Genomic DNA, 25,493 nt, shown 5'->3' with positions numbered 1-25,493 from the left:
AGCCGTATGCTAGTCAAAGGGCGGGGTGAATACAAAAGGTATCTGATGACAGCGGGAGCGCTTTATTATAGGCTTCTAGATGTCCAGACATATTTACCGATGCAGTACAGGGAGTCAGCATGCCGATCAAGATCCCGGACCAGTTGCCCGCCGCCGAAGTGCTGGGGCAGGAGAACATCTTCGTGATGACGGAATCCCGGGCCGTCACCCAGAACATCCGCCCGCTGCGGGTGCTCATCCTCAATCTGATGCCCAAGAAGATAGAAACCGAGATCCAGCTGATGCGGATGCTCTCCAACTCGCCCTTGCAGGTGGACGTGGATCTGTTGCGCATCGACGATCGGGAGTCGAAAAACACGCCCCAGGCGCACCTGGAGAATTTCTATCACGACTTCGAACAGGTGAGAGGCAACAACTACGACGGCATGATCATCACGGGGGCGCCGCTCGGGCTGGTGGAGTTCGAGGAGGTGGTCTATTGGCCCCGCATCGTCGAGATCATCGAGTGGTCCCATCAGCATGTCACCTCCACCCTCTTCCTCTGCTGGGCGGTGCAGGCTGCGCTGAAAGCCTTGTACGGCATGGAGAAGCAGACCCACGGCGAGAAGCTCTCCGGGGTCTATCGCCACCACCGCCTCGACGAGCACGAGGCGCTGCTGCGCGGCTTCGATGATGAATTCGTGGCGCCCCACTCCCGCTATGCGGCCTTCGACGGGGATCTCATCCGCGCCCACACCGATCTGCAGATCTTCGCCGAGTCGGAAGAGGCGGGCGTCTATCTGGCCGCCACCAAGGATTGTCGCCAGGTGTTCGTCACCGGCCATCCGGAATATGACGCCCTGACCCTGGATGGGGAATACCGGCGGGATCTGGCGGCCGGGCTCACCCCCGTCATTCCGGTCAACTATTACCCGAACAACGACCCAAGCCAGACCCCGCGCGCCACCTGGCGAAGCCACGGTCACCTGCTGTTTTCCAACTGGCTCAACTATTACGTCTACCAGTTGACCAGCTACAAGGTGGAAGACATCGGCAAGGTGTTTACCTACCAGCAGCCCAAGGGATAGAGCCCATCAGTCCGCCCCGGCCAGCTGCCGTCCACGGGTATCGAGCCAGTGACGGTGGCAGGCCAGGGTGAAGGCCCGTGGCCGTCTGGCCCGGATGAGGGTCATGGCCTCCTGCTGGGGCAGCCCCTGGGTCATCAGCAGCAGGGCGGCCGCCAGCCCGGTACGCCCGCTTCCGCCGTGGCAGTGAATGGCAAGGTGCCGTCCCTCGCGCAGCAGGGCGAGCAGTCGGGGTTGCACCCCGGGCCAGGCCTGTTCGAAGGCTGCATCCGGTGCCTCGTCATCCGCAATGGGCAGATGGAACCAGCTCATGCCTCTGGCCTGCACCAGCTGCCCGAGAGAGAGGGGCCCGCACAGGGCCAGCTCCTCCACCGTCATCAGGGTCAGCACCCCGCCGGCACCGGCCAGCTGCAACTGGGCAAGGGCGTCGGCCATGGGGACCTGCTGGCTGCCGGGGCAGGGGGTGAGCAGGAGCTGGCCGTCGAGCCGTGGAACGTCCAGGCTCCAGAAGGGATGGGCACTGAGCATGGGGTTCCTCGTGGTGGTCGGGATCAACGGGATGGGCATCCCGCGGGTGCGGCACAGCATAGAGGGGCCGGAGGCGATGTCAATCTGCGTTGTGTTCGGCCCGGTTTACGGGCAGAGTCTAAAAAAATCGAGCGATGCAAGGAGTAAAGATGAGAAACCTGGATCAACTGGACTTGGACATCCTGGCCCATCTGTTTCGCGATGCGGGCATGACCAACAAGGATTTGGCGGCCCTGGTCGGGGTGGCGCCGTCCACCTGTCTGGAGCGGGTGCGCAAGCTGCAGCAGGATGGCGTGCTCAAGGGGGCGCACTGCGAGGTGGATTACCAGGCTCTGGGCGGTCACATCCAGGCCATGGTCTCCCTGCAACTGGCCCGTCACAGCCGCCAGATCATCGATGCGTTTCGCGACGCCATCCTGGCCCTGCCCGAGGTGATCAGCCTGTTCCACATGGGCGGCAAGGATGATTTCCTGGTGCACCTGTGCGTCTCCGATACCGAACACCTGCGCAATTTCGTCTTCGATCACTTCACCTCCCGGGAAGAGGTGGTGCACCTCGAGACCTCCCTGGTGTTCGAGCACAGGTTCAGCCGCTCGCTTCCCTGCTTCCCCCACCCCTGACGGGGCTAGCCGCAAGAAAAAACCGCCCGAGGGCGGTTTTTTTGTGGGCGGTTCCTCAGTTGAGAGCCAGCCGGCTGTCCTGCGCCGTCCGGTAGAGCCCCTGCTGATAGGCCAGGCTGCCCCACAGGACCAGCCCCAGGGCGGCATCCTTCATGGTGTCCGGCTGCTGCGCCGGGGTGAGCGTTTCGGTCGCATCCTCGTAGATGAAGCCTTCCGGCGCCCGCTCGGGCTGCAGGATCACCACATCCTTGCCACGCATCAGGGCGAAGTTCTTGTCGTACTGCATGATGGCGCGCCCAGGCCAGTCGGCGGGCATGCGGGTGAGATCCTTGCCCAGCATGGGGTAGTCGGCACTGATGCCCATGAGGGAGAGCAGGGTCGGGGCCATGTCGATCTGGCTGACGATGCGGGGGTCCTTTCTCGGTGCTATGCCGTCCCCCAGGATGACCCCCGGGATGTGGAAGCGGGGGATGGGCACCAGGCTGGCTCCCCCGACCCGGCTGTCGTGATCGGCGATGACCAGGAACAGGGTGTCCTTCCAGTAGTCCGATGCCCTGGCCTTCTTGAAGAACTCGCCGACGGCGTAGTCCGCGTACTTGGCGGCGTTGTTGCGGGTCTGCTTGGGCTGCTCGTACAGGGCGATGCGGTTGTCGGGGAACTCGAAGGGATCGTGGTTGCTGGAGCTGAACACCAGGCTGAAGAAGGGTTTGCCCTCCTTGTGCAGCGCCGCGAAGGTCTCGTTGGCCTTGGCCATCAGATCTTCATCCGAGGCGCCCCAGGATCCCTCGAACACCGGGTTCTTGAAGTCCTTCTGCTCGACGATGGTGGTGAAGCCGTTGCCGAGGAAGAAGCTGCGCATGTTGTCGAAGTGGCTCTCGCCGCCATAGATGAAGCTGGTGTCATAGCCTCGCTGCTTGAGCAGGTCGGCGATGGTGAAGAAGTTGGTCTGGCTCTTGCCGAGCTTGACCACGGCCTGGGCCGGGGTCGGCGTGAAGCCGGTGAGCACCGCCTCGATGCCGCGTACCGAACGGGTACCGGTGGCGTAGAGCTGCTCGAACGCCCAACCCTCTTTCGACAAGGCATCGATGTTCGGGGTGAGCGGCAGGCCGCCGAGGGAGCCGACGAACTGGGCCCCCAGGCTCTCTTGCAGCAGGATCACCAGGTTTTTGGGCTTGCCCTGGTAGCTGGCCGTGTTGAAAGTCTGGCTCGGCAGATCGGCAGAGGTGAAATCGCCGAGAGGGCGGCCGCTCTCCTCGCGGACTATGTCGAGTACCTGATGGTCAGCCATCTTGCCGTAAAACTGGCTGGCGTCCTCCTCGGCCCCCATCTGCTTGATGGCAAAGAAGAGGGAGTAGGCGGAGTTGACGGTGAGGGCGTTGACCAGGGGATCGTCGGCAAAAGCCACCATGGCCGGATTCAGGGCGCGATGGCCGAGACTGGAGCGGGCGCCGAGGAAGCCGACGGCGAGGATCAGCAGGGCGAAGGCGGGGCGCCAGTACCAGCGGGGGAAGCTTAGGTCACGCACCAGGCGGCCGCTCAGCCACCAGCCACCGCCCAGCACGGCGCCGCTGAAGATCACGGCCAGCAGCAGCTCGCCCTTGCGGCCAGCCCACAGCATGGAGAGCACCTCCTTCGGATAGATGAGGTACTCCACATAGAGGCGGTTGGGGCGCACCCCGTATTCGGTGACGAAGGCGGGAGTGGAGATCTCGAGAAAGAGCATCAGCCAGAGCCCCAAGGTGAGCCAGATCCGGATAAGCTGCATCCAGAGCCGCCCCGGTGCGTGGGGCCCGGCCAGCAACTGGGTCAAGACGGCGGGTACGCCCCAGACCCAGCAGAGGGTGGCGACGTCGACGCGAATGCCTTGCAGCAGCATCTCCTGCCAGCCAGAGACGGCATCCACCCGTTCCAGTTGCCAGAGGCCCAGGCCAAGGCGGCTGACGGTCAGTGAGATGAGCGCGATCAATGAAAAGACGGCGATGGGCCAAACCGGTCCCAGCCATTGTTTGATGGTGGTCATATTGTTCCTGCAAACCTGTTTGCGCCCAGTCCCCGGACGCATTGTTGTTATGGTGCAGGAGTATGACAGTGGCGCCTGGCAAAGGTTGCATGGGGGTGAGGTATAAATGGAGAAGCTGGCACGTTTTATGATTTTTTGTGACGGGATGCAGGGTTCGAAGAGAGCATAAAACGCTGGGGAAACTGTGATCCTGCTGGCACATCGAGACAATGGTCGTGCCTATAATGGCGCCGGATTTCTCAATCGGAGCCGAAGGGATGCCGGTCTTCATCGATGTGGAATATATGCAGGGCTGGTCTTTGTTCGTGGTGCTCTCCGACGGCACCACAGGCGTGCTGGATCTCACCCCCTGGCGCGGCCAGCCGCTGTTTGCGGCCATGGAGACCGAGCGTCGCTTCGCCCGTGTCTTCATCGATCATCGCCATCAACTGGCGTGGCCCTCGGGCTTCACCCTGACGGCCCACGAGGTCTACCACATGATCCTGCCCATCGACGAGCGCGCCGCCTTCCCCGATCGCAACATGCATCGCTTCTGACATGCTAACTCGTTGAGTCAGGTAACGTTTTCAGTCACAGACCCGCGTCGGTCAGGTCGTTATCATGACCCCAGTGCGGCGCTTTGGGCGCCCATCCACCACAGCGGGAACATAACAATGAAACAAGGAACGTTGCGTCGTGGCGGCCTCATCGGGGCCGCCCTGTTACTGACGGCTTGCGGCAGCGGGGGAGGCGGTGGCAGCAGTGACCCCCAGCCCCCGGTGGTCAATCCGCCCCCCGCGTCGGCCAGCCGCGCCTGCTACGGCAATGATCAGCCAGCCTGCAACCTGCGCACCTACCAGGTGATGGTGGAGTCCTTCGTTGACGGCGACGGCAGCGCCAACTACGGCGTCGGTTACGGCCCCTCCCGGCACAACGGCGATCTGCAGGGGATCATCGACAGCCTCGACCACATCAAGAGCCTCAACGTCAACGCCATCTGGCTGACGCCGGTGTTTGACTCCTGCGCCGGCCAGGCCGGGGACGACCGGCTGGATGCCACCGGCTACTTCGCCTGCGACTTCTTCAACGTGGATCCCAACTTCGGCAGCAACGCCCAGCTTAAAAAACTGGTGGACGGGGCGCACCAGCGCGGGCTCTATGTCTTCCTCGACGGGGTGTTCGGCCACGTCAACAAGGTGGGGGTGAGCAAGCCTTCACCAGAGGGGCGGCTGCCTGCCCTCAAGAGCGGCGGCGCAGGCTACCCGGGTCAGCTGGTGGATTACGGCCAGCCCGAGAGTCTGGCCTACTTCAAGGAGGTGGCCCGTTACTGGGTCGAGCAGTACGGCATCGACGGCTGGCGCCTCGATCAGGCTTATCAGTTGGGGCTGGATGACTGGCGCGCCATTCGCAGCGAGGTGGCCCAGGCCAGCGCGGCGCGCAAGGCCGCCGGCCAGCAGTGGGGCACCCTCGGCTACATGGTGGGGGAAGTGTGGAAGGGCGCCGACGAGATCCGCGCCCAGGCCTATGGCCCGAGCGACAACCCGGCGCTCTCTTCGGCGTTCGACTTCCCCCTGCGCTACGGCCTGGTACAGGCGCTGGCGGTGGAAGAGTCCGGCAAGGGCGGACAGGGGGCCAGCGTGCTCGACGCCAGCTGGAACAAGGTGGAGAACTACCCGAATCACGCCATGCCCAACCTGATGCTGGGCAACCACGATCTGGTGCGCTTCGGCGATCTGCTGGAGCGCGGCAACTTCAATGGGGCGGACTACTGGCAGCGCCACAAGGCGGCCTTCAGCTTCATGGCCGCCCGCTCCGGTCCCATTACCTTCTACTATGGCGAGGAGTTTGGCGACGAGGTGCCTGGCTTTGCCAGTCAGGTGGGGGGCGACTGTGCGGCCCAGGGGCTCTGCGATGATCACGTGGCTCGCAGCGATGGCAAGGTTCCCGGTGTCACCGGTTTCGTGCCGAGCAGCGAGCAGGCCGAGCTCAAGCAGTGGCTGAGCGATCTGCTGGCCTTGCGCGCTGGGCACCCGGCTCTCTATCAGGGGGAGCGGGTCAAGCTGGTGGCCGAGGGGAGCGTCTATGGCGACATCAAGCAGACGGCGGGCGAGCAAGTAGTCTACCTGCTCAATGTCTCCACCACGCCTCAGAGCTACGCCGTGCCGGTCGGCAAGCTGCGCAGCGGCAGCGCCCTGGTGGATCTGCAGAGCGGCGAGAACCTGGCCATCGGTGGCAGCAGCGTGACGGTGGACTTGCCGCCCCTCACCGGCCGCTTCCTGCTGGTGCGCTGAGGGAGGCAGACAACAGAAAGGGCTCCATAGTGGAGCCCTTTTTCATGGTGGCGGCTTACTTCTCGATGCCGCTGCCCAGATCGTCCCGGCGGGAAGAGACCGAGGGCTCGGCCCCGTGGCGCCAGTGTTCCAGCCGATTGTGCACCCCGCGGCGCAGGCTCTTGAAGCTGGCTTCCAAGTAGTCCACCCCCACCAGGATGGAGAGGGTGACGCCGGTGAGCAGCAGCGCCTGATGCAGCATGTCCATGCCGATGAGGGCGCCGAGGGCGGCCAGCATCCAGATGGCGGCGGCGGAGGTCACCCCCAGCACCTGACCATCCCGGGTCATCATGACCCCGGCCCCGAGAAAGCCGACCCCGGTGATGAGCTGACCCAGCACCCGCGCCTGATCGGCGCCCTGAGGACTGACGGCGGCGCCGATGGCGAGAAAACAGTAGGTGCCGAGCACGATGAGGGAAGAGGTGCGGATCCCCACCGGCTTGCCGCGAAGCTGCCGCTCCAGCCCCACCAGGGTGCCACACACCAGACAGACCAGGATGTTCTCCCAGCCAAGGGGCGCGATGTCCCACCACTGCATTGTCATCATATCCACCTCTGCTCGCGATGCTTGTTATCCTGTCGCGCTCTGCCCCCGGTTCTCCAGCCGCTGGCGGAAGGCCCGGGCGAGGCGCTCGTAGAGGTCCTTTGCCTCCCTGTCTTCAATATCGCCACGTATCCAGGGGTTGTCGATGATTTCCAGCAACACGCAGCCCTGACCCTGCTGGCGCAGATCCACCCCGAACAGGCCGTTGCCGAGCTGGTGCACGGCGCGGCGGGCGGTTTGCAGCACCCGCTCCGGCACGTCGCTGAGGGGCAGCGCCTCGATGCGGCTCATGTCGAGGGGGTGTTTGCGGCGACGGATGCGGTTGCCGGGTTCGGGTCGGTAGCGGCGGCAGGCGAACAGCGGCGAGCCGTCGAGAAAGCCGATGCGCCAGTCGAACTCGGCAGGGATCCGGCTCTGGACCAGCAGCAGGGCGGAGCGGGCCAGCCCCTCGTCCAGCAGGCGGGCGAGCTGGATGTCATCGCTGGCCATGGCGAGGTCGCGCCCCTGGGCGCCGTCGGGGATCTTCACCATCAGCGGCAGACCGAGGCGCTGCACCAGTTCGTCCACATGCTGGCGGCCGCGGCGGGTCACGACGGTGGTGGGGGGCATGGGCACGCCGCTGCGCACCATCAGCTCGTAGAGATAGAGCTTGTTGCTGCAGGCGAGGATGGCACGGGAGCTGTCGATGACCGGCATCTTGAGCTGCTCGGCACGGCGGGCAAATTCGAAGGTGTAGTGGCCGACCGCGGTCTCGGCGCGCAGCCAGAGGGTGTCGAACTCCGGCAACCGCTCGATGGCCGAGGGAGGCAGGATCTCGGCCTGGATCCCCTGGGCAGCGGCCGCCTTGATGAAACGCTCCAGCGCCAGGGCATCGCTGCTGGCGCGGCCGTCGTTGGGGTCGACCAGGATGGCGAGCTGGTAGCGTGGCGCCGTCTGCTCCTCGTCCCCCGTGCCCACCAGCGCCTGGGCGTGCTGCACCATCAGCGCCTTCTCGCTCGGGCTCAGCGCCAGCGGTGACAGGCTCTCCTGCTGGCGCACCGACCAGCCGTGGCGACCGCGCTTGAGGGTCAGCTCCTGCAGCGGCAACTGGCTCAGGCCGTAGTAATAGCGGGCGAGCCCCGCCAGCTCGCTCTGTTCGCACTGGCCGAAGATGGCGCGCACCCGGATCCTGTCTTCGCTCTGCTGGGCCAGCCAGCCCTGCAATTTGCGCCACAGCTTGGCGGGAGGCTGCTGGGGCTGCAGCCGGCTGATGGCCTGCAATCCCGGCAGGCAGTGGTGGCCGCGGGCCTGGGCCAGCAGGGAGCAGTAATAACCGGCCCCCAGGTGTTCCAGGCTGCGGCAGAGGTTGATGATGCGCGGACGCCCCCCTGTGGTGGGCAGACCGTGTTGCAGGTAGGTGCGGGCGGTCAGCAGATAGTCGGCATGGCAGGGCCAGTCGCCCGGCTCCTCGACGATGACATAGGTACTCATATTTTCAGGCTCCACAGAAAGGACTGCCATAAACGGCAGGATCCCCAGTGGGCTTCGATGCACCGACAAGCACGACAATGGCGCGAGGGGAAACAAGAGGTTACAGTGCCTAATATTCTGCCTTGGTAACTTGTGATACAAGTCGCATTTCTGGTGCTGAGGATAAATAACCGAACAAGGACTCCCCGTGTTGACCGTGCGCGCCGCCCGAGCTGATGATTTGGGCGCCATCGTGAAGCTGGAACGCTACTGTTTTCCCCCCGAGGTCGCCTTCGGCCGCAGCCGCTGGCACTATCTGCTCAATCAGGCCAAGGGGCGCACCCTGCTGCTGCAAGACGAGAAGGCGCAGGTGATGGGCTATTTGAGCGTGCTGGAGCACAAAGGCTGGGATCGTCTCATCATCCAGACCCTCGCCATCCGCTGGACCGTCCGCCGTCAGGGGTGGGCACGCCGCCTGCTGGAGCAGGTGATCCGGGAAGGGCGCGAGGCCGGCTGGGGGGCGATTCGCCTCGAGGTCGCCGACGCCAACCCAGAAGCCAGGACCCTCTATCAGGGGCTGGGGTTTCGCCCCGGGGTACGGCTGCCCGATTATTACGGGCCCGGACAGCATGCCCACCGCCTGGTGCTGGCGCTGGGGGATGAGCGGCAGGCGCCATCATGAGTTGCGAGGATTGCCTGGCCACCGCCATCAGGGCCAAGCTCGGGCGCTGCCCGGTCTGCGCCGCCCAGACCTTTCTCATCGGGGCCGTCGGCTGGCTGGTCTGGTGGTGGTGCGGCGCCGATACCTCGGTCAACGCCCTGACCGGCCTGCTGTTTGCGCTGGGGGGCTCGGGTCTCTTCCTGCTGCATCTGGCGGTGTTCGCATGGCGAAAGCTGGGCAAACGCGACATATAACGTGCTGATTTTTCAAGAAGACAAATAACAATGGAGGTTCACATGATTGCAATGGTAACGGGCGCCTCGTCCGGCTTTGGTGAGGCCATCAGCCGCCTGCTGGTGAGCGCTGGCCACCGGGTGATCGGCACTGGGCGTCGCGCCGAACGGCTGGCCGCCCTGTCCGAGGAGCTGGGCGAGCAGTTCCTGCCTCTGGTGTTCGACGTCCAGGACAAGGCTGCCACCCGCGCCGCCATCGAGGGGCTGCCGACCGAATGGCAACAGGTGGATCTTTTGGTCAACAACGCCGGCCTGGCACTGGGGCTGGAGCCTGCCCACAAGGCGGATCTGGAAGACTGGGAGCAGATGATCGCCACCAACATCAGCGGCCTGACCCTGATCACCCGGTTGCTGCTGCCGGGCATGGTGGCGCGCAACCGCGGCCACGTCATCAACATCGGCTCCATCGCAGGGACCTATCCCTATCCGGGCGGCAACGTCTACGGCGCGACCAAGGCGTTCGTGAAGCAGTTCAGCCTCAACCTGCGTGCGGATCTGGCGGGCACGGCGGTGCGTGTCACCAACGTGGAGCCCGGCCTGTGTGGCGGCACCGAGTTCTCCAACGTGCGCTTCCACGGCGACGACGCCAAGGCGGCCACCGTCTATCAGGGGGTGCAGGCCATCCTGCCGGAAGACATCGCCAATACCGTACTCTGGATCAGCGAGCAGCCTGCCCACGTCAACATCAACAGCATCGAGATCATGCCGGTGGCCCAGACCTTCGGTCCGCTCCACATCAGCCGTCGCTGATGTCATGACGAGCCGACTTCTGTCCACAAGAGGCGCCTTTGGGCGCCTTTTTTTGATGGGTCTGGTCGCACTCGTCATGGAGTGCAGAAGGAGGCGTGTTGCAACCCCGTGCTGAAACGTCGAAAGAGGGGGGTACTCAAGTTGGCCTGCATTTTGCTGTCTCCGGCCCATGGCGGGGAAACCATCCCCGGAGCCGGCGAGGCCGGCAGTGAGCGTGGAGCCTTCATGGATATCAAACCCTATGGTCATCAACTCGCCCAGAGCGCGTCCCAGAACCGAGCCCTGGCGACCCTCAGCGACAGCGACGACAAGCAGAGTGGCTGGTCTCAGCAGGTCAGCCTCTCCAGTCAGGTGCTGACCGGCAAGGCGCAGCAGGCACTGACCTACGAGCATCTGGCCAGGAACGGCAAGAACACAGTCCTGACCGGTGGCGTCAAGGATGCGCGGGTGCAGCAGATGGTGGACAAGGCCCTGGGCTTTGATCGCAAAAAATTTGACGATCTCGAGCGTCAGCTCAAGGGGATAGCGGATGACAAGACGCTCTCTGCCAAGGAGCGCGAAACGCAGAGCAAGGACCTGGCCGCGCAGCGCGATGCCATGCTCAAGGAGGCCATGGATCGCCTCACCGGCAAATCCGCCTCCCAGGCATGATGTGATTCAAACGGAAATCATTGGGCGTTAAAGGCAAGGGGTTGCCCCCTTGCCACGGGGCTGGCAGGCCGTGGTCAGGGCTCAGGGACTCTGGGGGGCGATCCCGATGGCGATGGCGGTGGTCTGTACGGCTTTGATCTGGTCCCCCTTGGCGATGAGGGCGAACTGGGCCGGATCCTGCACCTTGAGGGTCAGGGTATGGTCGACCCCCTTGACCCGGATGGTCTGGTGCGCCTTGTCCACGTCGATGACGTCGGCATAGATGGTTACCTGCATGCCAGCGCCGGCAGCGGGTTTCTCCCCGGCGGCCGCCTTGCCCCCTTCCACTTCCACCACCCGTTTTCTCACCCCGGCGGTGCCCTTGAGCAGGGTCAGGTCCAGCAGTTGCAGATATCTCAAGGCCACGACATCTCCCACCTTGAGCTGGGGAAGGTTGGTCACCTCCTCCCCGGCGATCAGATCCAGGGTCTGCCCTTCGGCATTTTTCAGGCTGACCTTGCGGGTGGCCAGGTCGATGGCGGTGACGGTTGCCCTGGCCGTCAGTTCTTCGGCGAGACTGGCTTGTCCGGGGGCCACGGCCACATGGGTGGTGACCTCGGCGGCATAGAGCAGGGGAGGGGCACAGAGGGTGAGGGCACCCGCAATCCAGGCGTGCTTCAGTTTCATGATAGAGACCCTGTGAGTGGGAAAGGGACCCCGGGAGGGGCTTGAGGGGGCGACGAACTCGTCTTCCCGCTATCACCATAGCAAAGCCGGGCAGGAGCGCCCGGCATCGGCAGGCTGGCATCGTATTTTTGACGACAGGCTCCCGTTTTTGACCTGATGGCACGGCAGGCGCACAATTCCCCGGCATGCAATCAACCGAGGGCTCTGCCGTGTACAACTTCCAATATGCCAATCCCACCCGCATCTGTTTTGGTGAAGGCCAGATCGCCAGGCTGCCCGAGCTGATCCCGGCCGGCAGCCGTCTGCTGGTGCTCTACGGGGGTGGCAGCATCAAGCAGAACGGGGTCTATGAGCAGTTGACCCAGGCGCTGGCGGGCCGGGAGTGGCTGGAGTTTCCCGGCATCGGCGCCAACCCCCAGTACGATCAGCTGATGGAGGCGGTGGCCCTGGTCAAGCGCGAGCGCATCGATTTCCTGCTGGCGGTGGGTGGCGGTTCCGTGGTGGATGGCACCAAGTTCGTGGCCGCCGCGGCCTGCTTCGAGGAGGGCGACTCCTGGGAGATCCTGCGGGACAAGGCCTCCATCAAGGGGGCGCTGCCGCTCGGCTGTGTGCTGACCCTGCCGGCCACCGGTTCGGAGAGCAACCCCGCCGCCGTGGTGAGCCGGGGGGAGGCCAAGCTCTCCTTCTACAATCCGCTGGTGCAACCGGTGTTTGCGGTGCTGGATCCCGCCACTACCTACAGCCTGCCGCCGCGCCAGGTGGGCAATGGCGTGGTGGATGCCTTCGTCCACATCCTCGAGCAGTACCTCACCTTCCCGGTGGGGGGCGAGGTGCAGGACCGGCTGGCGGAGGGGCTGCTGCAGGTGCTGGTGGACAACGGTCCGCGGGCGCTGGCGGAGCCCACCAACTACCAGGTGCGCGCCAACCTGATGTGGGCGGCCAGCCTGGCGCTCAACGGCCTCATCGGTCGTGGCGTGCCCCAGGACTGGTCCACCCACGCCATCGGTCACCAGCTCACCGCCCTGCACGGGCTGGATCATGCCCAGAGCCTGGCGGTGGTGTTGCCCTCCCTGCTGCGGGAGCAATCGGCCCAGAAGCAGGAGAAGCTGGCCCAGTTCGCCGAGCGAGTATGGCACTCCAGCCGCGAGGACAAGGCACTGCGGATCGAGGAGGCCATCATCCGCACCGAGCAGTTCTTCCAGCAGATGGGGGTGGGCACCCGGCTTGCCGACTACGGGCTGAGCGAGAGCTGCATCCCCGGTATCTGCTCCAACCTCAAGCGTTTCGGGCTGACCGCCCTCGGGGAGCAGCAGGACATTGATCCCGACAAGGTAGCGCGGATCCTTTCTCACGCCCTCTAGGCCTGAGGCCCTTGGTCAAGGGGCGATCTGGACAATAAGTGCGGCCAGGATCCTTTCCCACGCGCTTTGATCATCTGGCTGACGGCCGGAAAAGAGAACGCCCCGATCATCGGGGCGTTTTGCAGGGTGTCACCGGGGCACCGCCGTTTATTCGGCGCTGCGGTCCAGCTCGCGCTCCAGGGCTGCCGCCTTCTGGCGGGCCGGGTGAGTGTTGAGTCGCTGCCAGTAGGCCTGCAGATGCGGGAACTGGGCCAGCTGGCCGCTCTGGGCCAGCAGATCCACCAGGAAGGAGTTCAGGATGTCGGCGCCGGTGAGGCGATCGGCCACCAGGTAACGGCGGCTTGCCAGCACCTCATCGAGATAACCCAGCACCTTGGAGCACTCGGCTTTGGCGTAGTCCGGCAGGAAGCGCATCGGGCTGCCATCCTTGCGCACGAACATGTCGAGCAGCAGCGGCAGAATGCCGGAGCTCTCGGCGAAGTGGAGCCACTGCAGGTATTCGGGATACTCCGGGCTGTCGGTGGCCGGTGCCAGCCGGTCCGGGGCGTGGCGGGCAATCAGGTACTCTGTGATGGCACCGGATTCCGCCAGCACCCGCCCGTCAAACTCGATGACCGGCGACTTGCCGAGAGGGTGGACGGCCTTGAGCTCGGGCGGCGCCAGAAAGGTAGCGGCATCGCGCTGGTAGGCCTTGATCTCATAGGGCAGGCCCAGCTCTTCAAGCAGCCAGATGATGCGCTGGGAGCGGGATTTGTTCAGGTGGTGCAGGACTATCATGGAAACCTCGACGCAGTGACGGAAGGCGGTGATACGCAGCGCCCCGGCAGCAGGTTCACTTATGGATGAAAAAGAGCGGGCGTGGTGCCCGCTCCTTCGTCGATTGACTCAGGCCTCCAGCGCCTGATCCAGATCCGCCAGTATGTCCTCGATGGCTTCGATCCCCACCGACAGCCGGATCATCTCAGGTTTCACTCCAGCCTTGGCCTGCTCCTCTTCGCTCAACTGGCGATGGGTGGTAGAGGCGGGGTGGCAGGCCAGGGACTTGGCGTCGCCGATGTTGACCAGCCGCTTGAAGATCTTGAGGGCATCGTAGAAGCGCACGCCCGCCTCGTAGCCCTCCTTCAGACCGAAGGAGAGGATGGCTGAGGGGCGACCGGCCATGTACTTCTCCGCCAGCGGGTAGTGGGGGTGACCCGGCAGACCGGCGTAGCTGACCCAGGCCACCTTGGGGTGGTGCTTGAGGTGGTGGGCCACCCGCAGAGCGTTGTCCACGTGGCGCTCCATGCGCAGGCTCAGGGTTTCCAGCCCTTGCAGCAGCAGGAAGGCGTTCATCGGCGCCAGCGCCGCCCCGGTATTGCGCAGCGGCACGGTGCGCACCCGGCCGATGAAGGCCGCCGGGCCGAAGGCCTCGGTGTAGACCACCCCGTGATAAGAAGGCTCGGGTTGGGTCAGCTGGGGGAAGCGCTCGGCGTGATCCGCCCAGGGGAACTTGCCCGAGTCGACGATGACGCCCCCCAGGGAGTTGCCGTGGCCGCCGACATATTTGGTCAGGCTGTGCACCACGATATCGGCGCCGTGTTCGATGGGTTTGCACAAGACCGGGGTGGCGACCGTGTTGTCGACGATGAGCGGCACGCCGCGGGCGTGGGCCACCTTGGCCAGGGCGGCGATGTCGACGATGTTGCCCGCCGGGTTGCCGATGCTCTCGCAGTAGACCGCCTTGGTCTTGTCGTCGATGAGGGCGGCGATGGCCTCGGCGCTGTCATCCTTGGCGAAGCGCACCTCGACCCCGAAGCTCGGCAGCATGTGGGCGAACAGGGTGTAGGTGCCGCCATAGAGCTGGGGGGTGGAGACGATGTTGTCACCGGCGGCGGTCAGCGCCTGGATGGCGTAGGTGATGGCGGCGGAACCCGCCGAGACCACCAGGCCGGCGATGCCCCCTTCCAGCGCGGCCATCCGTTGCTCCAGCACATCGTTGGTGGGGTTCATGATGCGGGTGTAGATGTTGCCTGGCACCGCCAGATTGAACAGATCCGCCCCGTGCTGGGCGCTCTCGAACTCGTAGGCCACCGTCTGGTAGATGGGCACGGCAACGGCCTTGGTGGCGGGATCGCTGGAAAAGCCGTGGTGCAGGGCCAGGGTCGCATCTTTCATCACACACTCCTTGTTGGATGTCACCATTATGGATGGATAGACGTCCAATCTAGCAGGCCCAGCGCCGATGTAAACCACCCATTCCGGCAAAGCAATGCCGGGGGATGGCGGTGACCGGATGGCGTCGGTGACGGCGACCTCAGAGACGGCGGCGATACTCCCTGTCGTCTATCTGGTGCATGTCCCACTGCATCAGGCGGTTGAGCTGCACCATGGGATCTTCGACCAGCGTCAGAGGGCGGGGCAGGATCCTCAGGAAGTAGCGACGGAGGGTTTGCTGGATCCGGTTCGGTTTGAGGGGGGTGGCATGGCTCATGATGGTGCTCCTGTGCTGTGGTTCTCACGTTCGCCAGCAGTATTGAGCTAAAATGCGGAAGTAAAAACTGATGACTTTCAGCTACAGGATTTCCTCTTTTATGCCTACCACCCGCCTTTATCAGCAATTTCAACGGCTCGCCCAGCAGCTTGGCTGCGACGAGCGGGAGATCAGCCTCGCCGAGGTGGCGGATCTGCTCTGCTGCACCCCCCGCAATGCCCGCCTGCTGCTGCGCCGCATGGAAGGGCAGGGCTGGCTGTGCTGGACGGCGGAGGCAGGGCGGGGGCGGCGCTCCCGCCTCACCCTGCTCGACAACCAGGAGAGCCTGACCCGGCGCCGATTGCGGGATCTGCTGAGCCAGGGCCAGCTGGCGCAGGCGGTACGGCTGGCCGAAGATCGCCTCGATCTGCTCACCCCGCTGCTCATCGAGCAGCTCGGCCAGGCCACCCGGGAGGGGCGCCAGATCCTGAGGGTGCCCTACTACCGGCCCCTGCCCGGTCTGCTGCCCACAGCGCCCTTGCGCCGCTCCGAAATTCACCTGAGCCGCCAGATCTTCAACGGTCTGACCCGGCGAAACGAGGAAAATGGGGAAATAGAGGGGGATCTCGCCCACTACTGGGAGTGTCTGGCCTCCTGTCACTGGCGCTTCTATCTGCGCCCCGTGGTGCGCTTTCACCATGGCCGCGAACTGGTGGTGGAGGATGTGATGGAGAGCCTGCAGGCCTTGCGGGATCGCCCGCTGTTCGCCCATCTGGCACGGCTGGAGAGCCGCTGGCCGCGCACCCTGGACATCCATCTCGACAGCCCGGATCCTCTGCTGCCGCACCTGCTGGCCGAGCCGGTGGCGGCCATCCTGCCGCGGGAGCTCAAGGGGGAGGCGAAATTCGCCCTGCAGCCGGTGGGCACCGGCCCCTATCGGGTGAGCGCCAACGACCCGCTGCACCTGTGCCTCGAAGCATTTGACGACTATTTCGGGCTGCGGGCCCTGCTCGACGAGATCGACATCTGGATGCTGCCGGAGCTGGCGGAGCGGCTGGAGAGCCACGTCAGGCTGGGCAGCGACACCCCGGAGCTTGGCTCCATGCGCGGGGAGTCAGAACTGGAATCCGGTTGCTACTTCCTGCTGCAGGACGACAGATCGGCCCCCCTGCAGGACCCGGCCCTGCGCCAGTGGCTGACCCGGCTGCTCAACCCCATCGCCCTGATGGCCCGGGTGGCCCCCGAGCTGCAGCGGGGCTGGACCAGCGCATTGGGCCTCCTGCCCCACTGGCGCGAGAGCCTGTCTCTTCCCGAGCCCGGCCCGGTCAGCCTGCCAGCGCGGCTGGTACTGGCCTGCTTCAACCAGCATCTGGAGTTCAACGAGTGCGCCAGCGCCATGAGCAGCCTGCTGGCAGAGCAGGGGATCCAGCTCGAGGTGCGTACCCTGGACTACGGGCGCTGGGTGAGCGGAGAGGATGAAGATGTGGATCTCTGGTTCGGCACCCTCAACCTGGAGCATGAGCATGCCTTCGCCCCTTACGCCTGGCTTCAGGGTACCCCCTTGCTGCGCCGGGTGTGGGGCGGCCAGCAGGCCCTGTGGCAGGGATTGACGCAGTGGCGCGCCCATGGTGAAGAGCCCGGCCCCCGCGCCCTGCTGGCCGAGGTTCAGCGCCAGAGCTGGTTTGTGCCGCTGTTTCACCACTGGCTGGAGCTGGAGAGCCGGGTCGGCGTGCACGGTGTGCGCATGACGGCCCTCGGCTGGTTCGATTTTCGCAGCGCCTGGTTAAAGCCCGAGCAGGTGGCGCAGGAGCCGGAAACCGGCGGTGGCTCTCACCCCCAGGCAGGGACGCTTGAGTCGGACGGGTTGGCGCGCTAGCCTGTGCGCGGTCCTACGACAAGGAGTCGACATCCATGCTGGAAATGCAGATCCAACCCCGTTTTCAAGAGACGGACGCCCTCGGTCACATCAACAACACGGTGCCGGCGGTCTGGTTTGAATCGGCCCGTGATCCCCTGTTTCGCCTCTTCTCGCCCGATCTGGATGTGCATGACTGGCATCTGATCATCGCGGGCTACACGGTGCAATTCAAACGGGAGTTGTTCTATGGCCAGATGGTGTCGATCAAGACCGGCGTGCGGCGTATCGGCACCAGCTCCTTCACGCTCTGGCAGGAAGCCTGGCAGGGCGGCGAGCTGGCGGTGACCGCCGAGACGACCCTGATCCATTTTGACTACCGGACCCGGCAGTCCATCCCTTTGAGCGAGGCTCACCGGGAGGGACTGAGGGTCTGGCTGGTAGAGAGTTAATCCGGCCTTCGGGCCCACCACAGGACACTTATGCGCACAACCGCGATCGCCCTGAGCCTCGGCTTGGGACTGGGACTCTGCTCCCTGCCTTCATTCGCCGCCTCCCTGGCCGAGCAGTTCACCCTGATGGAGAAGGGGGCTGACAGCGCCCTCGATACCCGCTTGTTCAGCCACAATGGCGTCGACATCAAGGCCTGGGTCGACGGCACGCCCGTCATCATCGCCGTGCCCATCCTGAACGAGCAGGGCAAACAGGAAGGGGAGAGCCGTTACTACTTCAAGGGCGGCAAGCTGTTCGGGGTGAAGGAGCCCGCCGCCCAGTTCGTCTTCGATGACAGTGGCAAGCTGACCCAGTGGCTGGACGACAAGGGGCAGCCTGCAGAGTTTGTCAGCAAGATGAGCATGCAGCAGCGGGAAGCCTGGCTGACCAGACGGGCGGCCGAGCTGGGCGGGTTGTTTGCACCGAGCACCGCCGAGGAGAAGGCTGACAAGGGGGGCGTCAAGCTCAAGGGGGCCGAGCTCGCCCAGTGGCTCTGCAATGGCAAGCTGATGGCGCTTGCCGGAGGTGACAAGGTGACCTTCGAGCCGGCCAAACTCAAGAGGAGTGCAGAGGGCATCAAGGGAGAAGTTTCCCTGCGCCAGGAGAAGGGGTGGCAGGATCTCTGCCTCACCTGCGAGGTGCAGGGCAATCGGGTGACTCGCCTCACCTGGCAGCCGCTGCCGGGTGCCAACAAGCCGCAGTAAGGGCGGCAGCGTCAAAGAATGGGGGCCCACTTGCGGGCCCCTTTTTCATGCCGGTTACTGCTCGCCCAGGGTGAGCCGGGTGAGGGCCTCCACCCGTCGCCACTGACCGGGCTCGAACCAGCGTGCCAGGATCTCTGGCTGCTGGCTGGCACGGGCCTCGGCAGGCAGGGGCCTGATCTCTGCCAGATAGCCGGCCAGCTGCTGCTCGAACCCCTGCTGGCTCTCTGCCAGCTGGAGCAACCGGTCTGCCGCCTCCGGTCCCAACTGTTCGCGCAGTGCGGCGTCACGCCCGGCTGCGGGGAGTTGCTCCAGAGCCTGCAGATCGCCGAGCAGGCGGCTGTTGGCCTCCGCCTCCCGAAACCACTGGGGCTGCTCCGCCAGCCAGAGCTCCAGCTCACTCGCCAGCAGCGGCTTGTCGGCATCGCTGGCCTCCGCCAGCGCCTTGCGGCGCAGGGTCCACTGCTCCATCAGCCTGTCCTCGGCAAACAGCTGCTCCTGCTCGGCCGGGGTGAAGCGCTGCCTGCGCAACTGCTCGCGCTCGTCGAACAGCTTTTGCAAGCTGGCGAGGCCCGGATCCGCCGGCACCGTCAGGCTGCCCTCAGCCGCGAGAAAGGCTTCATGGCGGGCCTGCAGCGAGCCCTTGTCCGACGGCGGTGCAGCCTGCCTGACCAGAGGGGAAGCGGGCCCGGCATGTTGTGGCGAAGGGGCGGTTGCGTCAGCGGAGGGCCAATATTGCCAGCCCCCCAGCAGCAGGGCCGCCCCCAGCGGAGCAGCCATCAGCCATGCCCTGTTCATAGTCCCAGCCTCTGCAGGCGGTTGGCGTGCTGGCGATAGAGGTTGACCGGGTCGGTCTCGAACAGGTGGCGAATGCCGAACGACTGGTTCACCTCGTCCAGATGGTTCATGCGGTAGTGGGTGCCGATCACCTTGCCAAGGTGGCTGCTGCACACCCCGACCAGGCCGTCACTGGGCTCCTTGAAGAAGCTGCCGGTCAGCGCCAGCGCCGGATCCACCGGATCCAGGATGTTGGTCATGTTGCCGCGCCCGCTCCAGGAGAAGTAGTAGACCCCGTTGGCGGCCTGCATGGGCCCTTCGCCGCAATGCTGGCTCGGCAGCCCTTCCGGATAGCGTTGGTTGAAGCGTTGGGCGCCGGTGCTGGTGAGGGCGTCGAGGGCGGCGAGGGGATCCTGCGGCAGCTGGCTGCCCCCGGAGAGCAGCGAGATGACCCCGGACAGGGCCGAGGCGGCGGCCACCGCCAGACCTTCGGCCGCCGAGCCCGGCGTCACCTTGGCCCGCACCAGGTCGGCGATCTCCGAGCCATGGTTGACCCCGCCCGAGCTGGTGGCGGAAGCGACCAGCTCGGGGGCGACCGAAGCGACGTAGCGAATGGTGGGGCCACCGTGAGAGTGGCCGATGAGGTTCACCTTCTCCGCCCCCGTGATGGCGAGCACCTGCTGCACCTGCTTGAGCAGCTGTTCACCGCGCAGCTCCGAGCTCTGGGTGGCGGAGACTTGGGCCACGTAAACCTTGGCGCCATCCCGGGTCAGGGCCTGGGGGATGCCGTAGAAGTAATCGACCCCGAGCAGCTTGTCGAAACCGAACAGACCGTGCACCAGCACTATGGGGTAGCGGGTCTGGGTATAACCGGCCCCCTGACCCAGCATGGGCAGGGCGCACAACAGCATCAATAGCCATCTTTTCATCTTCACCGTCCTTGTGAAAAAACCGGCTGCATTCTGGTCGTCACCGGGGGTCGTCACCGGGGCAGCCACCGGCCTCATGCCAGTACCGGCAGCATGGTAGCTGAACTCAAATGTATCTGTGGGTGGGATCACTAAACCGGGGATTGCAGAAAAACCCTACCCATATGGGCAAAAAAGGCGGCACCAACTATTCCTTGTGTCTGCTCATCAAATAAGTTAAATAATAATTATTATCATTTGAGTGGTCGAGTCATGACGGGAACCTGGGTGAAGGGGTGGGTCGGTACCACCGGAGCGGACAGCAGCATGGCGCACTGGAAGGCGCAGACCCTGAGTGGCAACCGCCATTTCGATGCGGGGGAGTACGCCAGGGCGCTCGACTGCTATCAGCAGGCGCTGTGGCTTGCCCGCCAGCAGTTTGCCGACTGGCACGATGCCGACGAAGCGGTGGCGGCCCTGGTGGTGGCCCATCACAACCTGGCGGATCTGCTGGTGGCCATGACCCTGCCGGATCGGGCCGCCGACCTGCTGTGTCACATCCATGATTGCCTGCTGGCCACCAGCCAGTCCCCCACCAGTTCCGCTGCCCTGCGGGAGGCGGCTGTTCGCCACGCCCGCAGCACCCGTACCGAGCTGCTCGCCTTTCTGGGCAAACACGGTCATCACGACGGCATCCAGCGCAGCCTGGGTCAATGTCTGTGTCAGACCGGCTCTGCCCATCAACTGCATTGAGCCCAACAGGAGAGACAATGAACATGAGCCATACCTTGCCAGCCCTTCCTTACGCTTATGACGCGCTGGAACCCCATATCGATGCAAAGACCATGGAGATCCATCACAGCCGTCACCATCAGACCTACATCAACAACCTCAATGCCGCCCTGGCCGATCTGCCGGAGCTGGCTGCCCTGCCGCTGGAGGCATTGCTTGCCCGTATCGATAGCCTGCCGGCCCAGGTGCAGGGGGCGGTGCGCAATCACGGCGGCGGTCACGCCAACCACAGCCTGTTCTGGCAGGTGATGAGTCCGCAGGGCGGCGGCGAGCCGGACGGCGAGCTGGCCGCAGCGATCGAGCGGGATCTGGGTGGGCTGGAATCCTTCAGACAGGCCTTTACCCAGGCGGCGTTGAGCCGTTTTGGCAGCGGCTGGGCCTGGCTGGTGGTCGATGGGCGCGGCAAGTTGCAGGTGGTGAGCAGCGCGAACCAGGACAGCCCCCTGATGGAGGGGCTCACCCCCATACTCGGGCTGGATGTGTGGGAGCATGCCTACTACCTCAAGTACCAGAACAAGCGTCCCGACTACATAGCCGCGTTTTACAACGTGATCGACTGGGACGAGGTGGCACGGCGTTACGTGGCGGCGCTGGCCTGACGCCCCATTTCACCTGATGAAAGAGACCCGCCTGTTGGCGGGTCTCTGCTATTGAGGGGTCGGCGCGCTGCTGGCAGCCGGATTATCCACGGGTGTTGCTTCGCTCGGCACGGCTGCGCTGGTGGCTGGTGCACCGCTGGTTGCAGCCGCTGCACTGGTGGCTGTTGCCGCGCTCACGGCCGTTGCCTGCTTGGCCTTCGGCTGATGAGGGGGCGGTGCAATGGGCAGGCAGGGCTGGCTCGCCCCTATGGTGCTCAACGCCTGGCAGGGGACCGGGCCGCCGATGACGATGGGCTCGCCGAGGAACTTGGGCCCCTTGTCCAGCACGTAGAGGTCCAGCAGCCCCATCAGGCGGGCGAACACCTCGCGCACCCGGGTCTTGATGCCCTGATAGGCGCTGGGATCCACGGCGTTGAAGCCGACCGCCTCGATGCCGAAATGGCGGGCGATGAAGATGGCGCGCTCGTTGTGAAAGGCCTGGGAGACCACGGTGAAGTGGGCCTGACCGAACACCTCCTTGGCACGCACGATGGAATCCAGGGTCCGAAAGCCTGCGTAGTCGCTGTAGATGGCGCTGGCCGGAATGCCGGCCTGGATCAGGGCCCGCCGCATCTGGCGCGGTTCGTTGTACTGCACGGTGGCGTTGTCGCCGGAGACCAGGATGTAGTCCACCTTGCCGTTGTTGTAGAGCTCGGCGGCGGCCTTGATCCGGTATTTGAAGTAGTGGTTCGGGCTGCCGCCAATCAGGTATTTGGAGGTGCCGAGCACCAGGGCGACCCGGTTGTAGGGCACCGCGTTGACGTCGTCATAGGTGTAGTGACGGGCGTCCGAGACGGTCCACTCGCTGTAGCCAAGCAGGGCGGCGATGGAGGCCAGCAACAGGCAGAGGCAGGCGAGCAGGATCTTGGCAAACTTCTTCATGCGCGGTGCGGTTCGGGTCTGAAGTAAGAGAAGACAGGGGGCCATTCTATTACAAGTTGTTGTGGCGCGTCAGGTTTGATGGCGGCGCAGGGTCTCACTCGGGCAGAGGTTGTCGCAGCGCGCGCCAGGATCCCGGGCTTATCAAACGGCGCCATAAACAAGGGGCGACCATGGCCGCCCCTTGTCATAGCCGTCTCGTCCTCAGTGGGAGGAGTCGTTGGCCTTGCACTCGTCGGAGTCCTTGTTGGCTTCCCACCAAGGCAGCAGCTCGCGGCCGAGCCACTGCTGGTAGGCCTCGCTGTCATTGGTAATCAGCTGGTCCAGCTCGGCTTCGAAGGCGCTCATGGCCTGCTGCTGATCCGGGTTGCGCAGGGCCTGGGCCATGGCCAGCCAGCTGGCGCCGCGACCGGTTTCGTTCAGGAAGCGGTGTACCGTGTAGGACCAGGAGTAGACCATCTCGCCGCCCTTGTCGTAATCCAGGTGCAGGATGTCGGCCAGGGCCGGACGATCGCTGGCAGGACGGCCGGCGACGTTGTCCAGACCGCGGGCGAAGCACTGGCCGTGGGCGATGAACTCCGCCAGCCCTTCCGACCACCAGGTGGTGCGGTTGAGGGGGTAGTGGCCGAAGCTGCCGTACTGGTTGAAGCGGCCGTCCAGGTAGTGCACGTACTCGTGGCGCAGGTTCCACACCTGGAAGGCGGGGCGCTTCCACTCCGCCTCGTAGGCGAAGAAGCGGGCCTGGTTGCCGGGGCGAGCCGGATCCCCTTCGAGGTAGATGCCGCCGTTGTCGGTGGAGACGCCGCCGAACAGGGCACTGCCGTAGCGTTTCCAGTCGGCGGAGGAGTCGAAGACCACCAGCTCCAGCGCCTCGTTGTGATCGTCCGCCACCGGCTGCCAGCCGGTTTCCATCTGCTGGTGGAACCGCTGCTCTTCGGCGCCCAGTTCACGGCAGATCCCCTCGGCCTGATCCAGGGTCAGATCCTGGGCGCGCAGGCGCAGGGTCGGCGAGCAGGTGTGCTCGAACGGCAGCACGTCTTCCACCCGGATCGGGGTGCAGAGCCCGGCGAAGTCGCCGCTGATGCAGGCTTCGCCGGTGCGGTCCGTGTAGGTCAGGTAGTAGGTGGAGAGGGTCAGCGACATGTCTTCCAGCAGATCCTGGCTCTGCTGACCACCGGGGATCAGGTCGTGGTGGCGAACGAGTGCGATGACGGAGTCATCCAGCAGTTTGCGGTAGCCGTCGAGCTCGTCCGGGCGGGTATAGCGGGCGACCCGGTAGAGGCGGGTGTAGGCATCCAGCACGTTGTTGAGCAGGAACAGATCCTTGCCATCCCTTCCTTGCCACAGCGCGAGCTCGCTCATGCCGAGGGCGTGCAGCTGCTTGCGCAGCTCGCCATCCTGCTGGCGGAAGTCGTTGGCGAAGGGGTCGCTATGGTCGCTGGCGAAGTCGAGAAAGTTGAGCAGATCGAACAGGCCGGTCGCCCAGGGGTGCCGGCCGTTGATCTCGCTGGCATGGCGGGTGGCGTAGGCCAGCATCTGGTTGAACTCGCCGAGCAGGGTGCCAAAGCGGCTCTGCACTGCCGGGCTCTTGAACTGGCCGTGCAGGGCGATGCTCCAGGCACCCATGACGGCGCCTACCTCGTCGCTGGCCTGCTCCGGGAAGAGCAGCGGATGGGCGCCGAGTGCGGTCAATGCCTCGGCCAGTGCCTCGGCGGCGGCCGGGCCGTCTTCCTTGTGCTTGCCGTAGTTGTGGTAGTTGTGGGCACGCACGTATTCCAGCAGCAGCTTCATGGCCGGATGGGCCGGCTGATTGGCCGCCAGCAGGCTCTGGATGCCGCGCGACACGGCCAGCAGCTTGGTGTCATCGTGACCATAGTTCTCCTGCCAGACCGGCGCGGGCTGGCCACTGGCATCCTGCACTATCCTGGCCGCTTCGGCATCCAGCAGCTCGGTGCCCGGCAGATCCGGCTCGGAGCAGGCGCGGCCGTCGGCACGGCGACAGTCGAGCTGCTCTTCCTTGCTGGCCAGCACCATGGGGCGGTTGAGTACCCGGCTCTCCTGCCACTCGGTTGTCTCCGGCAGGGTCTGCCATTCGCTGCCCCCCACCGGGTATTGATAGCCGGTGTCCTTCAAGACCACCTGCACCTCGCTGCCGGCTGGCAGGGTCTGACGGCACACCCGGTAGCTGATGGTCTTGTCCCCTTCCTGACGGGTCTGGGGTTCATCGCACTCCTGCCGGGCCTTGATCTCGTCCAGCAACCAGGTGTACTGGCGCCAGACGTGCAGCTCGTTCACCTGACGGGCGGCCTGGCTGCCCGCAACCGGCTGCAGGCGGAAGAAGATCTGCTCGAGGCGGCCATCCCGTTCGTTGGGGGTCTCTTCCAGTACCTTCAATTGCTGCCAGTTTTGCGGCTGGTACTGCCATGCCTGCTCGGCGCAGCGACCTTCGGCGTTGAGCTCGCAGCGATCCAGCTCCTGCTCGCTGTGACCCAGGATGACCCGCTCCGCCAGCGGCAGACGATCCTGACGCGGCGCGGTCGGGGTGCCCGCCAGCGGCTCCCAGCGGCCCTGCTTCATGCCGTAGCCATAGTCATAGCTGCTGGCCGGGACGGCCTTGCCGGCCGGTACCACCTCTTCACAGCTGAGGTAGCGGATCTGCCAGCCCTGCTCGATCTTGAGTTGCGGCTCGCCGCACTGCTGCTCTGCCAGCGTGGCCAGGTTGGCATCGCGCCAGTCGAAGCGGCGATACACCCTCAACTGCTGATAAGGGGCGTCGCCGCTGCGGGCGCTCAGCTCGTAGGTCACTTCGGTGAGACGATCCCCCAGCTGACGGCTGGATTCGCCTTTGAGTTGATACTGTTGCCAGTCGGAGGAGTAGTCGGCCAGCGCCGAAGTGGCGAGCAGGCTTGGGGCTGCCAGGAGCAGCAGCCGGGGAGAGATGTGCTTCATCATGATCCCTTTGGTGGATGGAGAGGCGTGGGGACCAGACAGGGTATTGGGCTCCAAAGGAATATCAATCGACCAGATGGCGCAGCGAAATGATGCATTCGGGAGTAAACAACATAAAAACAGCCCCAAAGGGGGCT

Annotated in this window: 26 protein-coding genes; 14 read left to right on the top strand and 12 right to left on the bottom strand. The window is 64.8% G+C overall.

Annotated elements, in window-relative coordinates:
* Positions 1 to 119: 119 nt before the first annotated feature.
* A complete protein-coding gene (gene metA / locus C2U37_RS05420; protein WP_010672713.1) occupies positions 120 to 1,067 on the top strand; it encodes a homoserine O-acetyltransferase MetA in 948 nt (315 codons plus the stop codon).
* Positions 1,068 to 1,073: 6 nt separating this feature from the next.
* Here the strand turns inward: metA and C2U37_RS05415 are convergent, their stop codons facing one another.
* On the bottom strand, positions 1,074 to 1,592 hold the full coding sequence (locus C2U37_RS05415; RefSeq protein WP_104451969.1) for a phosphatase domain-containing protein: 519 nt from the start codon (positions 1,590 to 1,592) through the stop codon (positions 1,074 to 1,076).
* A gap of 149 nt (positions 1,593 to 1,741) precedes the next feature.
* Between C2U37_RS05415 and C2U37_RS05410 the strand changes: the two genes are divergently transcribed.
* Positions 1,742 to 2,212 carry an Lrp/AsnC family transcriptional regulator gene (locus tag C2U37_RS05410; RefSeq protein ID WP_010672715.1) on the top strand — a complete coding sequence of 157 codons (471 nt, stop codon included), beginning with the start codon at positions 1,742 to 1,744 and terminating at the stop codon, positions 2,210 to 2,212.
* 55 nt (positions 2,213 to 2,267) lie between these two features.
* On the opposite strand, the gene C2U37_RS05405 is transcribed toward C2U37_RS05410, so the two are convergent.
* Positions 2,268 to 4,232, bottom strand: a complete 1,965-nt coding sequence (locus C2U37_RS05405; RefSeq protein WP_104451968.1) for an LTA synthase family protein — start codon at positions 4,230 to 4,232, stop codon at positions 2,268 to 2,270.
* A 257-nt stretch (positions 4,233 to 4,489) separates the two neighbouring features.
* On the opposite strand from C2U37_RS05405, the gene C2U37_RS05400 reads away from it, so the two are divergent.
* Together C2U37_RS05400 and C2U37_RS05395 are read left to right on the top strand one after the other, a co-directional pair.
* Positions 4,490 to 4,768, top strand: coding sequence for a DUF2442 domain-containing protein (locus C2U37_RS05400; protein ID WP_104451967.1), 279 nt, complete (start codon positions 4,490 to 4,492; stop codon positions 4,766 to 4,768).
* 117 nt (positions 4,769 to 4,885) lie between these two features.
* Positions 4,886 to 6,502, top strand: a complete 1,617-nt coding sequence (locus C2U37_RS05395) for an alpha-amylase family protein (protein ID WP_104451966.1) — start codon at positions 4,886 to 4,888, stop codon at positions 6,500 to 6,502.
* A gap of 55 nt (positions 6,503 to 6,557) precedes the next feature.
* Here C2U37_RS05395 and C2U37_RS05390 read toward each other — a convergent pair whose 3' ends face one another.
* Positions 6,558 to 7,088, bottom strand: coding sequence for an MgtC/SapB family protein (locus tag C2U37_RS05390; RefSeq protein WP_160836811.1), 531 nt, complete (start codon positions 7,086 to 7,088; stop codon positions 6,558 to 6,560).
* A 24-nt stretch (positions 7,089 to 7,112) separates the two neighbouring features.
* Positions 7,113 to 8,555, bottom strand: coding sequence for a RimK family alpha-L-glutamate ligase (locus C2U37_RS05385; protein WP_010672720.1), 1,443 nt, complete (start codon positions 8,553 to 8,555; stop codon positions 7,113 to 7,115).
* Between the two features lie 187 nt (positions 8,556 to 8,742).
* On the opposite strand from C2U37_RS05385, the gene C2U37_RS05380 reads away from it, so the two are divergent.
* The 4 genes from C2U37_RS05380 (at position 8,743) to C2U37_RS05365 (ending at position 10,889) form a co-directional block, all read left to right on the top strand.
* The gene (locus C2U37_RS05380) at positions 8,743 to 9,216 is read left to right on the top strand and encodes a GNAT family N-acetyltransferase (RefSeq protein ID WP_103259406.1); all 474 of its coding nucleotides are present in this window, start codon (positions 8,743 to 8,745) and stop codon (positions 9,214 to 9,216) included.
* Positions 9,213 to 9,449 (top strand): DUF3624 domain-containing protein, encoded by a 237-nt coding sequence (locus C2U37_RS05375; protein WP_039039791.1) that lies wholly within the window; start codon positions 9,213 to 9,215, stop codon positions 9,447 to 9,449. Before C2U37_RS05380 ends, C2U37_RS05375 begins: the two co-directional genes overlap by 4 nt.
* A gap of 42 nt (positions 9,450 to 9,491) precedes the next feature.
* Positions 9,492 to 10,238: an SDR family oxidoreductase gene (locus C2U37_RS05370; RefSeq protein WP_103243819.1), complete on the top strand. Its 747-nt coding sequence runs from the start codon at positions 9,492 to 9,494 to the stop codon at positions 10,236 to 10,238.
* A 225-nt stretch (positions 10,239 to 10,463) separates the two neighbouring features.
* On the top strand, positions 10,464 to 10,889 hold the full coding sequence (locus C2U37_RS05365) for a hypothetical protein (protein ID WP_104453189.1): 426 nt from the start codon (positions 10,464 to 10,466) through the stop codon (positions 10,887 to 10,889).
* Between the two features lie 81 nt (positions 10,890 to 10,970).
* On the opposite strand, the gene C2U37_RS05360 is transcribed toward C2U37_RS05365, so the two are convergent.
* Entirely contained in the window at positions 10,971 to 11,555 is a 585-nt protein-coding gene (locus tag C2U37_RS05360; RefSeq protein ID WP_041212267.1) for a hypothetical protein, read from the bottom strand.
* Positions 11,556 to 11,740: 185 nt separating this feature from the next.
* On the opposite strand from C2U37_RS05360, the gene C2U37_RS05355 reads away from it, so the two are divergent.
* A complete protein-coding gene (locus tag C2U37_RS05355) occupies positions 11,741 to 12,916 on the top strand; it encodes an iron-containing alcohol dehydrogenase (RefSeq protein WP_104451965.1) in 1,176 nt (391 codons plus the stop codon).
* 147 nt (positions 12,917 to 13,063) lie between these two features.
* Here the strand turns inward: C2U37_RS05355 and C2U37_RS05350 are convergent, their stop codons facing one another.
* The 3 genes from C2U37_RS05350 to C2U37_RS05340 form a co-directional block, all read right to left on the bottom strand.
* Entirely contained in the window at positions 13,064 to 13,693 is a 630-nt protein-coding gene (locus tag C2U37_RS05350; RefSeq protein ID WP_199770512.1) for a glutathione S-transferase family protein, read from the bottom strand.
* Between the two features lie 108 nt (positions 13,694 to 13,801).
* Positions 13,802 to 15,070 (bottom strand): O-acetylhomoserine aminocarboxypropyltransferase/cysteine synthase family protein, encoded by a 1,269-nt coding sequence (locus C2U37_RS05345; protein ID WP_104451963.1) that lies wholly within the window; start codon positions 15,068 to 15,070, stop codon positions 13,802 to 13,804.
* Between the two features lie 139 nt (positions 15,071 to 15,209).
* Positions 15,210 to 15,386 (bottom strand): hypothetical protein, encoded by a 177-nt coding sequence (locus C2U37_RS05340; protein WP_080767934.1) that lies wholly within the window; start codon positions 15,384 to 15,386, stop codon positions 15,210 to 15,212.
* 100 nt (positions 15,387 to 15,486) lie between these two features.
* Between C2U37_RS05340 and sgrR the strand changes: the two genes are divergently transcribed.
* The 3 genes from sgrR to C2U37_RS05325 are packed head-to-tail and all read left to right on the top strand — an operon-like array spanning position 15,487 to position 18,416.
* Positions 15,487 to 17,241 (top strand): HTH-type transcriptional regulator SgrR, encoded by a 1,755-nt coding sequence (gene sgrR / locus C2U37_RS05335; protein WP_104451962.1) that lies wholly within the window; start codon positions 15,487 to 15,489, stop codon positions 17,239 to 17,241.
* A gap of 35 nt (positions 17,242 to 17,276) precedes the next feature.
* Positions 17,277 to 17,672: an acyl-CoA thioesterase gene (locus tag C2U37_RS05330; protein WP_104451961.1), complete on the top strand. Its 396-nt coding sequence runs from the start codon at positions 17,277 to 17,279 to the stop codon at positions 17,670 to 17,672.
* Positions 17,673 to 17,702: 30 nt separating this feature from the next.
* The gene (locus tag C2U37_RS05325) at positions 17,703 to 18,416 is read left to right on the top strand and encodes a hypothetical protein (RefSeq protein ID WP_104451960.1); all 714 of its coding nucleotides are present in this window, start codon (positions 17,703 to 17,705) and stop codon (positions 18,414 to 18,416) included.
* A gap of 54 nt (positions 18,417 to 18,470) precedes the next feature.
* Here the strand turns inward: C2U37_RS05325 and C2U37_RS05320 are convergent, their stop codons facing one another.
* Both C2U37_RS05320 and C2U37_RS05315 read right to left on the bottom strand, forming a co-directional pair.
* A complete protein-coding gene (locus C2U37_RS05320) occupies positions 18,471 to 19,211 on the bottom strand; it encodes a lipase secretion chaperone (protein ID WP_104451959.1) in 741 nt (246 codons plus the stop codon).
* Positions 19,208 to 20,119 (bottom strand): lipase family alpha/beta hydrolase, encoded by a 912-nt coding sequence (locus C2U37_RS05315; protein ID WP_104451958.1) that lies wholly within the window; start codon positions 20,117 to 20,119, stop codon positions 19,208 to 19,210. The genes C2U37_RS05320 and C2U37_RS05315 overlap by 4 nt, the downstream gene beginning before the upstream one ends.
* Positions 20,120 to 20,425: 306 nt before the next feature.
* Here C2U37_RS05315 and C2U37_RS05310 point away from each other — a divergent pair, with 306 nt between their 5' ends.
* On the top strand, positions 20,426 to 20,851 hold the full coding sequence (locus C2U37_RS05310; protein WP_029313599.1) for a hypothetical protein: 426 nt from the start codon (positions 20,426 to 20,428) through the stop codon (positions 20,849 to 20,851).
* Between the two features lie 23 nt (positions 20,852 to 20,874).
* Positions 20,875 to 21,489: a superoxide dismutase gene (locus C2U37_RS05305; RefSeq protein ID WP_042880836.1), complete on the top strand. Its 615-nt coding sequence runs from the start codon at positions 20,875 to 20,877 to the stop codon at positions 21,487 to 21,489.
* Between the two features lie 48 nt (positions 21,490 to 21,537).
* Here the strand turns inward: C2U37_RS05305 and C2U37_RS05300 are convergent, their stop codons facing one another.
* Together C2U37_RS05300 and C2U37_RS05295 are read right to left on the bottom strand one after the other, a co-directional pair.
* Positions 21,538 to 22,455 (bottom strand): SanA/YdcF family protein, encoded by a 918-nt coding sequence (locus C2U37_RS05300; RefSeq protein WP_043154021.1) that lies wholly within the window; start codon positions 22,453 to 22,455, stop codon positions 21,538 to 21,540.
* A 156-nt stretch (positions 22,456 to 22,611) separates the two neighbouring features.
* Positions 22,612 to 25,359 (bottom strand): collagenase, encoded by a 2,748-nt coding sequence (locus C2U37_RS05295; RefSeq protein WP_406568622.1) that lies wholly within the window; start codon positions 25,357 to 25,359, stop codon positions 22,612 to 22,614.
* Positions 25,360 to 25,493: the final 134 nt, after the last annotated feature.

The sequence above is a fragment of the Aeromonas sp. ASNIH1 genome (genome assembly GCF_002934285.1).
Classification (GTDB): domain Bacteria; phylum Pseudomonadota; class Gammaproteobacteria; order Enterobacterales; family Aeromonadaceae; genus Aeromonas; species Aeromonas caviae.
This window is presented reverse-complemented; position numbering and strand designations above follow the sequence as displayed.

What these genes read in the sequence shown, in the direction of transcription:
- C2U37_RS05400 (WP_104451967.1), top strand. Translation starts at nt 4,490, where the DNA reads ATGCCGGTCTTCATCGATGTGGAATATATGCAGGGCTGGTCTTTGTTC.
- C2U37_RS05415 (WP_104451969.1), bottom strand. Translation starts at nt 1,592, where the DNA reads ATGCTCAGTGCCCATCCCTTCTGGAGCCTGGACGTTCCACGGCTCGAC.
- C2U37_RS05310 (WP_029313599.1), top strand. Translation starts at nt 20,426, where the DNA reads ATGGCGCACTGGAAGGCGCAGACCCTGAGTGGCAACCGCCATTTCGAT.
- C2U37_RS05375 (WP_039039791.1), top strand. Translation starts at nt 9,213, where the DNA reads ATGAGTTGCGAGGATTGCCTGGCCACCGCCATCAGGGCCAAGCTCGGG.
- C2U37_RS05410 (WP_010672715.1), top strand. Translation starts at nt 1,742, where the DNA reads ATGAGAAACCTGGATCAACTGGACTTGGACATCCTGGCCCATCTGTTT.
- C2U37_RS05340 (WP_080767934.1), bottom strand. Translation starts at nt 15,386, where the DNA reads ATGAGCCATGCCACCCCCCTCAAACCGAACCGGATCCAGCAAACCCTC.
- C2U37_RS05390 (WP_160836811.1), bottom strand. Translation starts at nt 7,088, where the DNA reads ATGATGACAATGCAGTGGTGGGACATCGCGCCCCTTGGCTGGGAGAAC.
- C2U37_RS05300 (WP_043154021.1), bottom strand. Translation starts at nt 22,455, where the DNA reads ATGGCCCCCTGTCTTCTCTTACTTCAGACCCGAACCGCACCGCGCATG.
- C2U37_RS05320 (WP_104451959.1), bottom strand. Translation starts at nt 19,211, where the DNA reads ATGAACAGGGCATGGCTGATGGCTGCTCCGCTGGGGGCGGCCCTGCTG.
- C2U37_RS05370 (WP_103243819.1), top strand. Translation starts at nt 9,492, where the DNA reads ATGATTGCAATGGTAACGGGCGCCTCGTCCGGCTTTGGTGAGGCCATC.
- C2U37_RS05405 (WP_104451968.1), bottom strand. Translation starts at nt 4,232, where the DNA reads ATGACCACCATCAAACAATGGCTGGGACCGGTTTGGCCCATCGCCGTC.
- C2U37_RS05395 (WP_104451966.1), top strand. Translation starts at nt 4,886, where the DNA reads ATGAAACAAGGAACGTTGCGTCGTGGCGGCCTCATCGGGGCCGCCCTG.
- C2U37_RS05385 (WP_010672720.1), bottom strand. Translation starts at nt 8,555, where the DNA reads ATGAGTACCTATGTCATCGTCGAGGAGCCGGGCGACTGGCCCTGCCAT.
- C2U37_RS05360 (WP_041212267.1), bottom strand. Translation starts at nt 11,555, where the DNA reads ATGAAACTGAAGCACGCCTGGATTGCGGGTGCCCTCACCCTCTGTGCC.
- C2U37_RS05295 (WP_406568622.1), bottom strand. Translation starts at nt 25,359, where the DNA reads ATGATGAAGCACATCTCTCCCCGGCTGCTGCTCCTGGCAGCCCCAAGC.
- C2U37_RS05305 (WP_042880836.1), top strand. Translation starts at nt 20,875, where the DNA reads ATGAGCCATACCTTGCCAGCCCTTCCTTACGCTTATGACGCGCTGGAA.
- C2U37_RS05330 (WP_104451961.1), top strand. Translation starts at nt 17,277, where the DNA reads ATGCTGGAAATGCAGATCCAACCCCGTTTTCAAGAGACGGACGCCCTC.
- C2U37_RS05315 (WP_104451958.1), bottom strand. Translation starts at nt 20,119, where the DNA reads ATGAAAAGATGGCTATTGATGCTGTTGTGCGCCCTGCCCATGCTGGGT.
- sgrR (WP_104451962.1), top strand. Translation starts at nt 15,487, where the DNA reads ATGCCTACCACCCGCCTTTATCAGCAATTTCAACGGCTCGCCCAGCAG.
- C2U37_RS05350 (WP_199770512.1), bottom strand. Translation starts at nt 13,693, where the DNA reads ATGATAGTCCTGCACCACCTGAACAAATCCCGCTCCCAGCGCATCATC.
- C2U37_RS05325 (WP_104451960.1), top strand. Translation starts at nt 17,703, where the DNA reads ATGCGCACAACCGCGATCGCCCTGAGCCTCGGCTTGGGACTGGGACTC.
- C2U37_RS05355 (WP_104451965.1), top strand. Translation starts at nt 11,741, where the DNA reads ATGCAATCAACCGAGGGCTCTGCCGTGTACAACTTCCAATATGCCAAT.
- C2U37_RS05345 (WP_104451963.1), bottom strand. Translation starts at nt 15,070, where the DNA reads ATGAAAGATGCGACCCTGGCCCTGCACCACGGCTTTTCCAGCGATCCC.
- C2U37_RS05365 (WP_104453189.1), top strand. Translation starts at nt 10,464, where the DNA reads ATGGATATCAAACCCTATGGTCATCAACTCGCCCAGAGCGCGTCCCAG.
- metA (WP_010672713.1), top strand. Translation starts at nt 120, where the DNA reads ATGCCGATCAAGATCCCGGACCAGTTGCCCGCCGCCGAAGTGCTGGGG.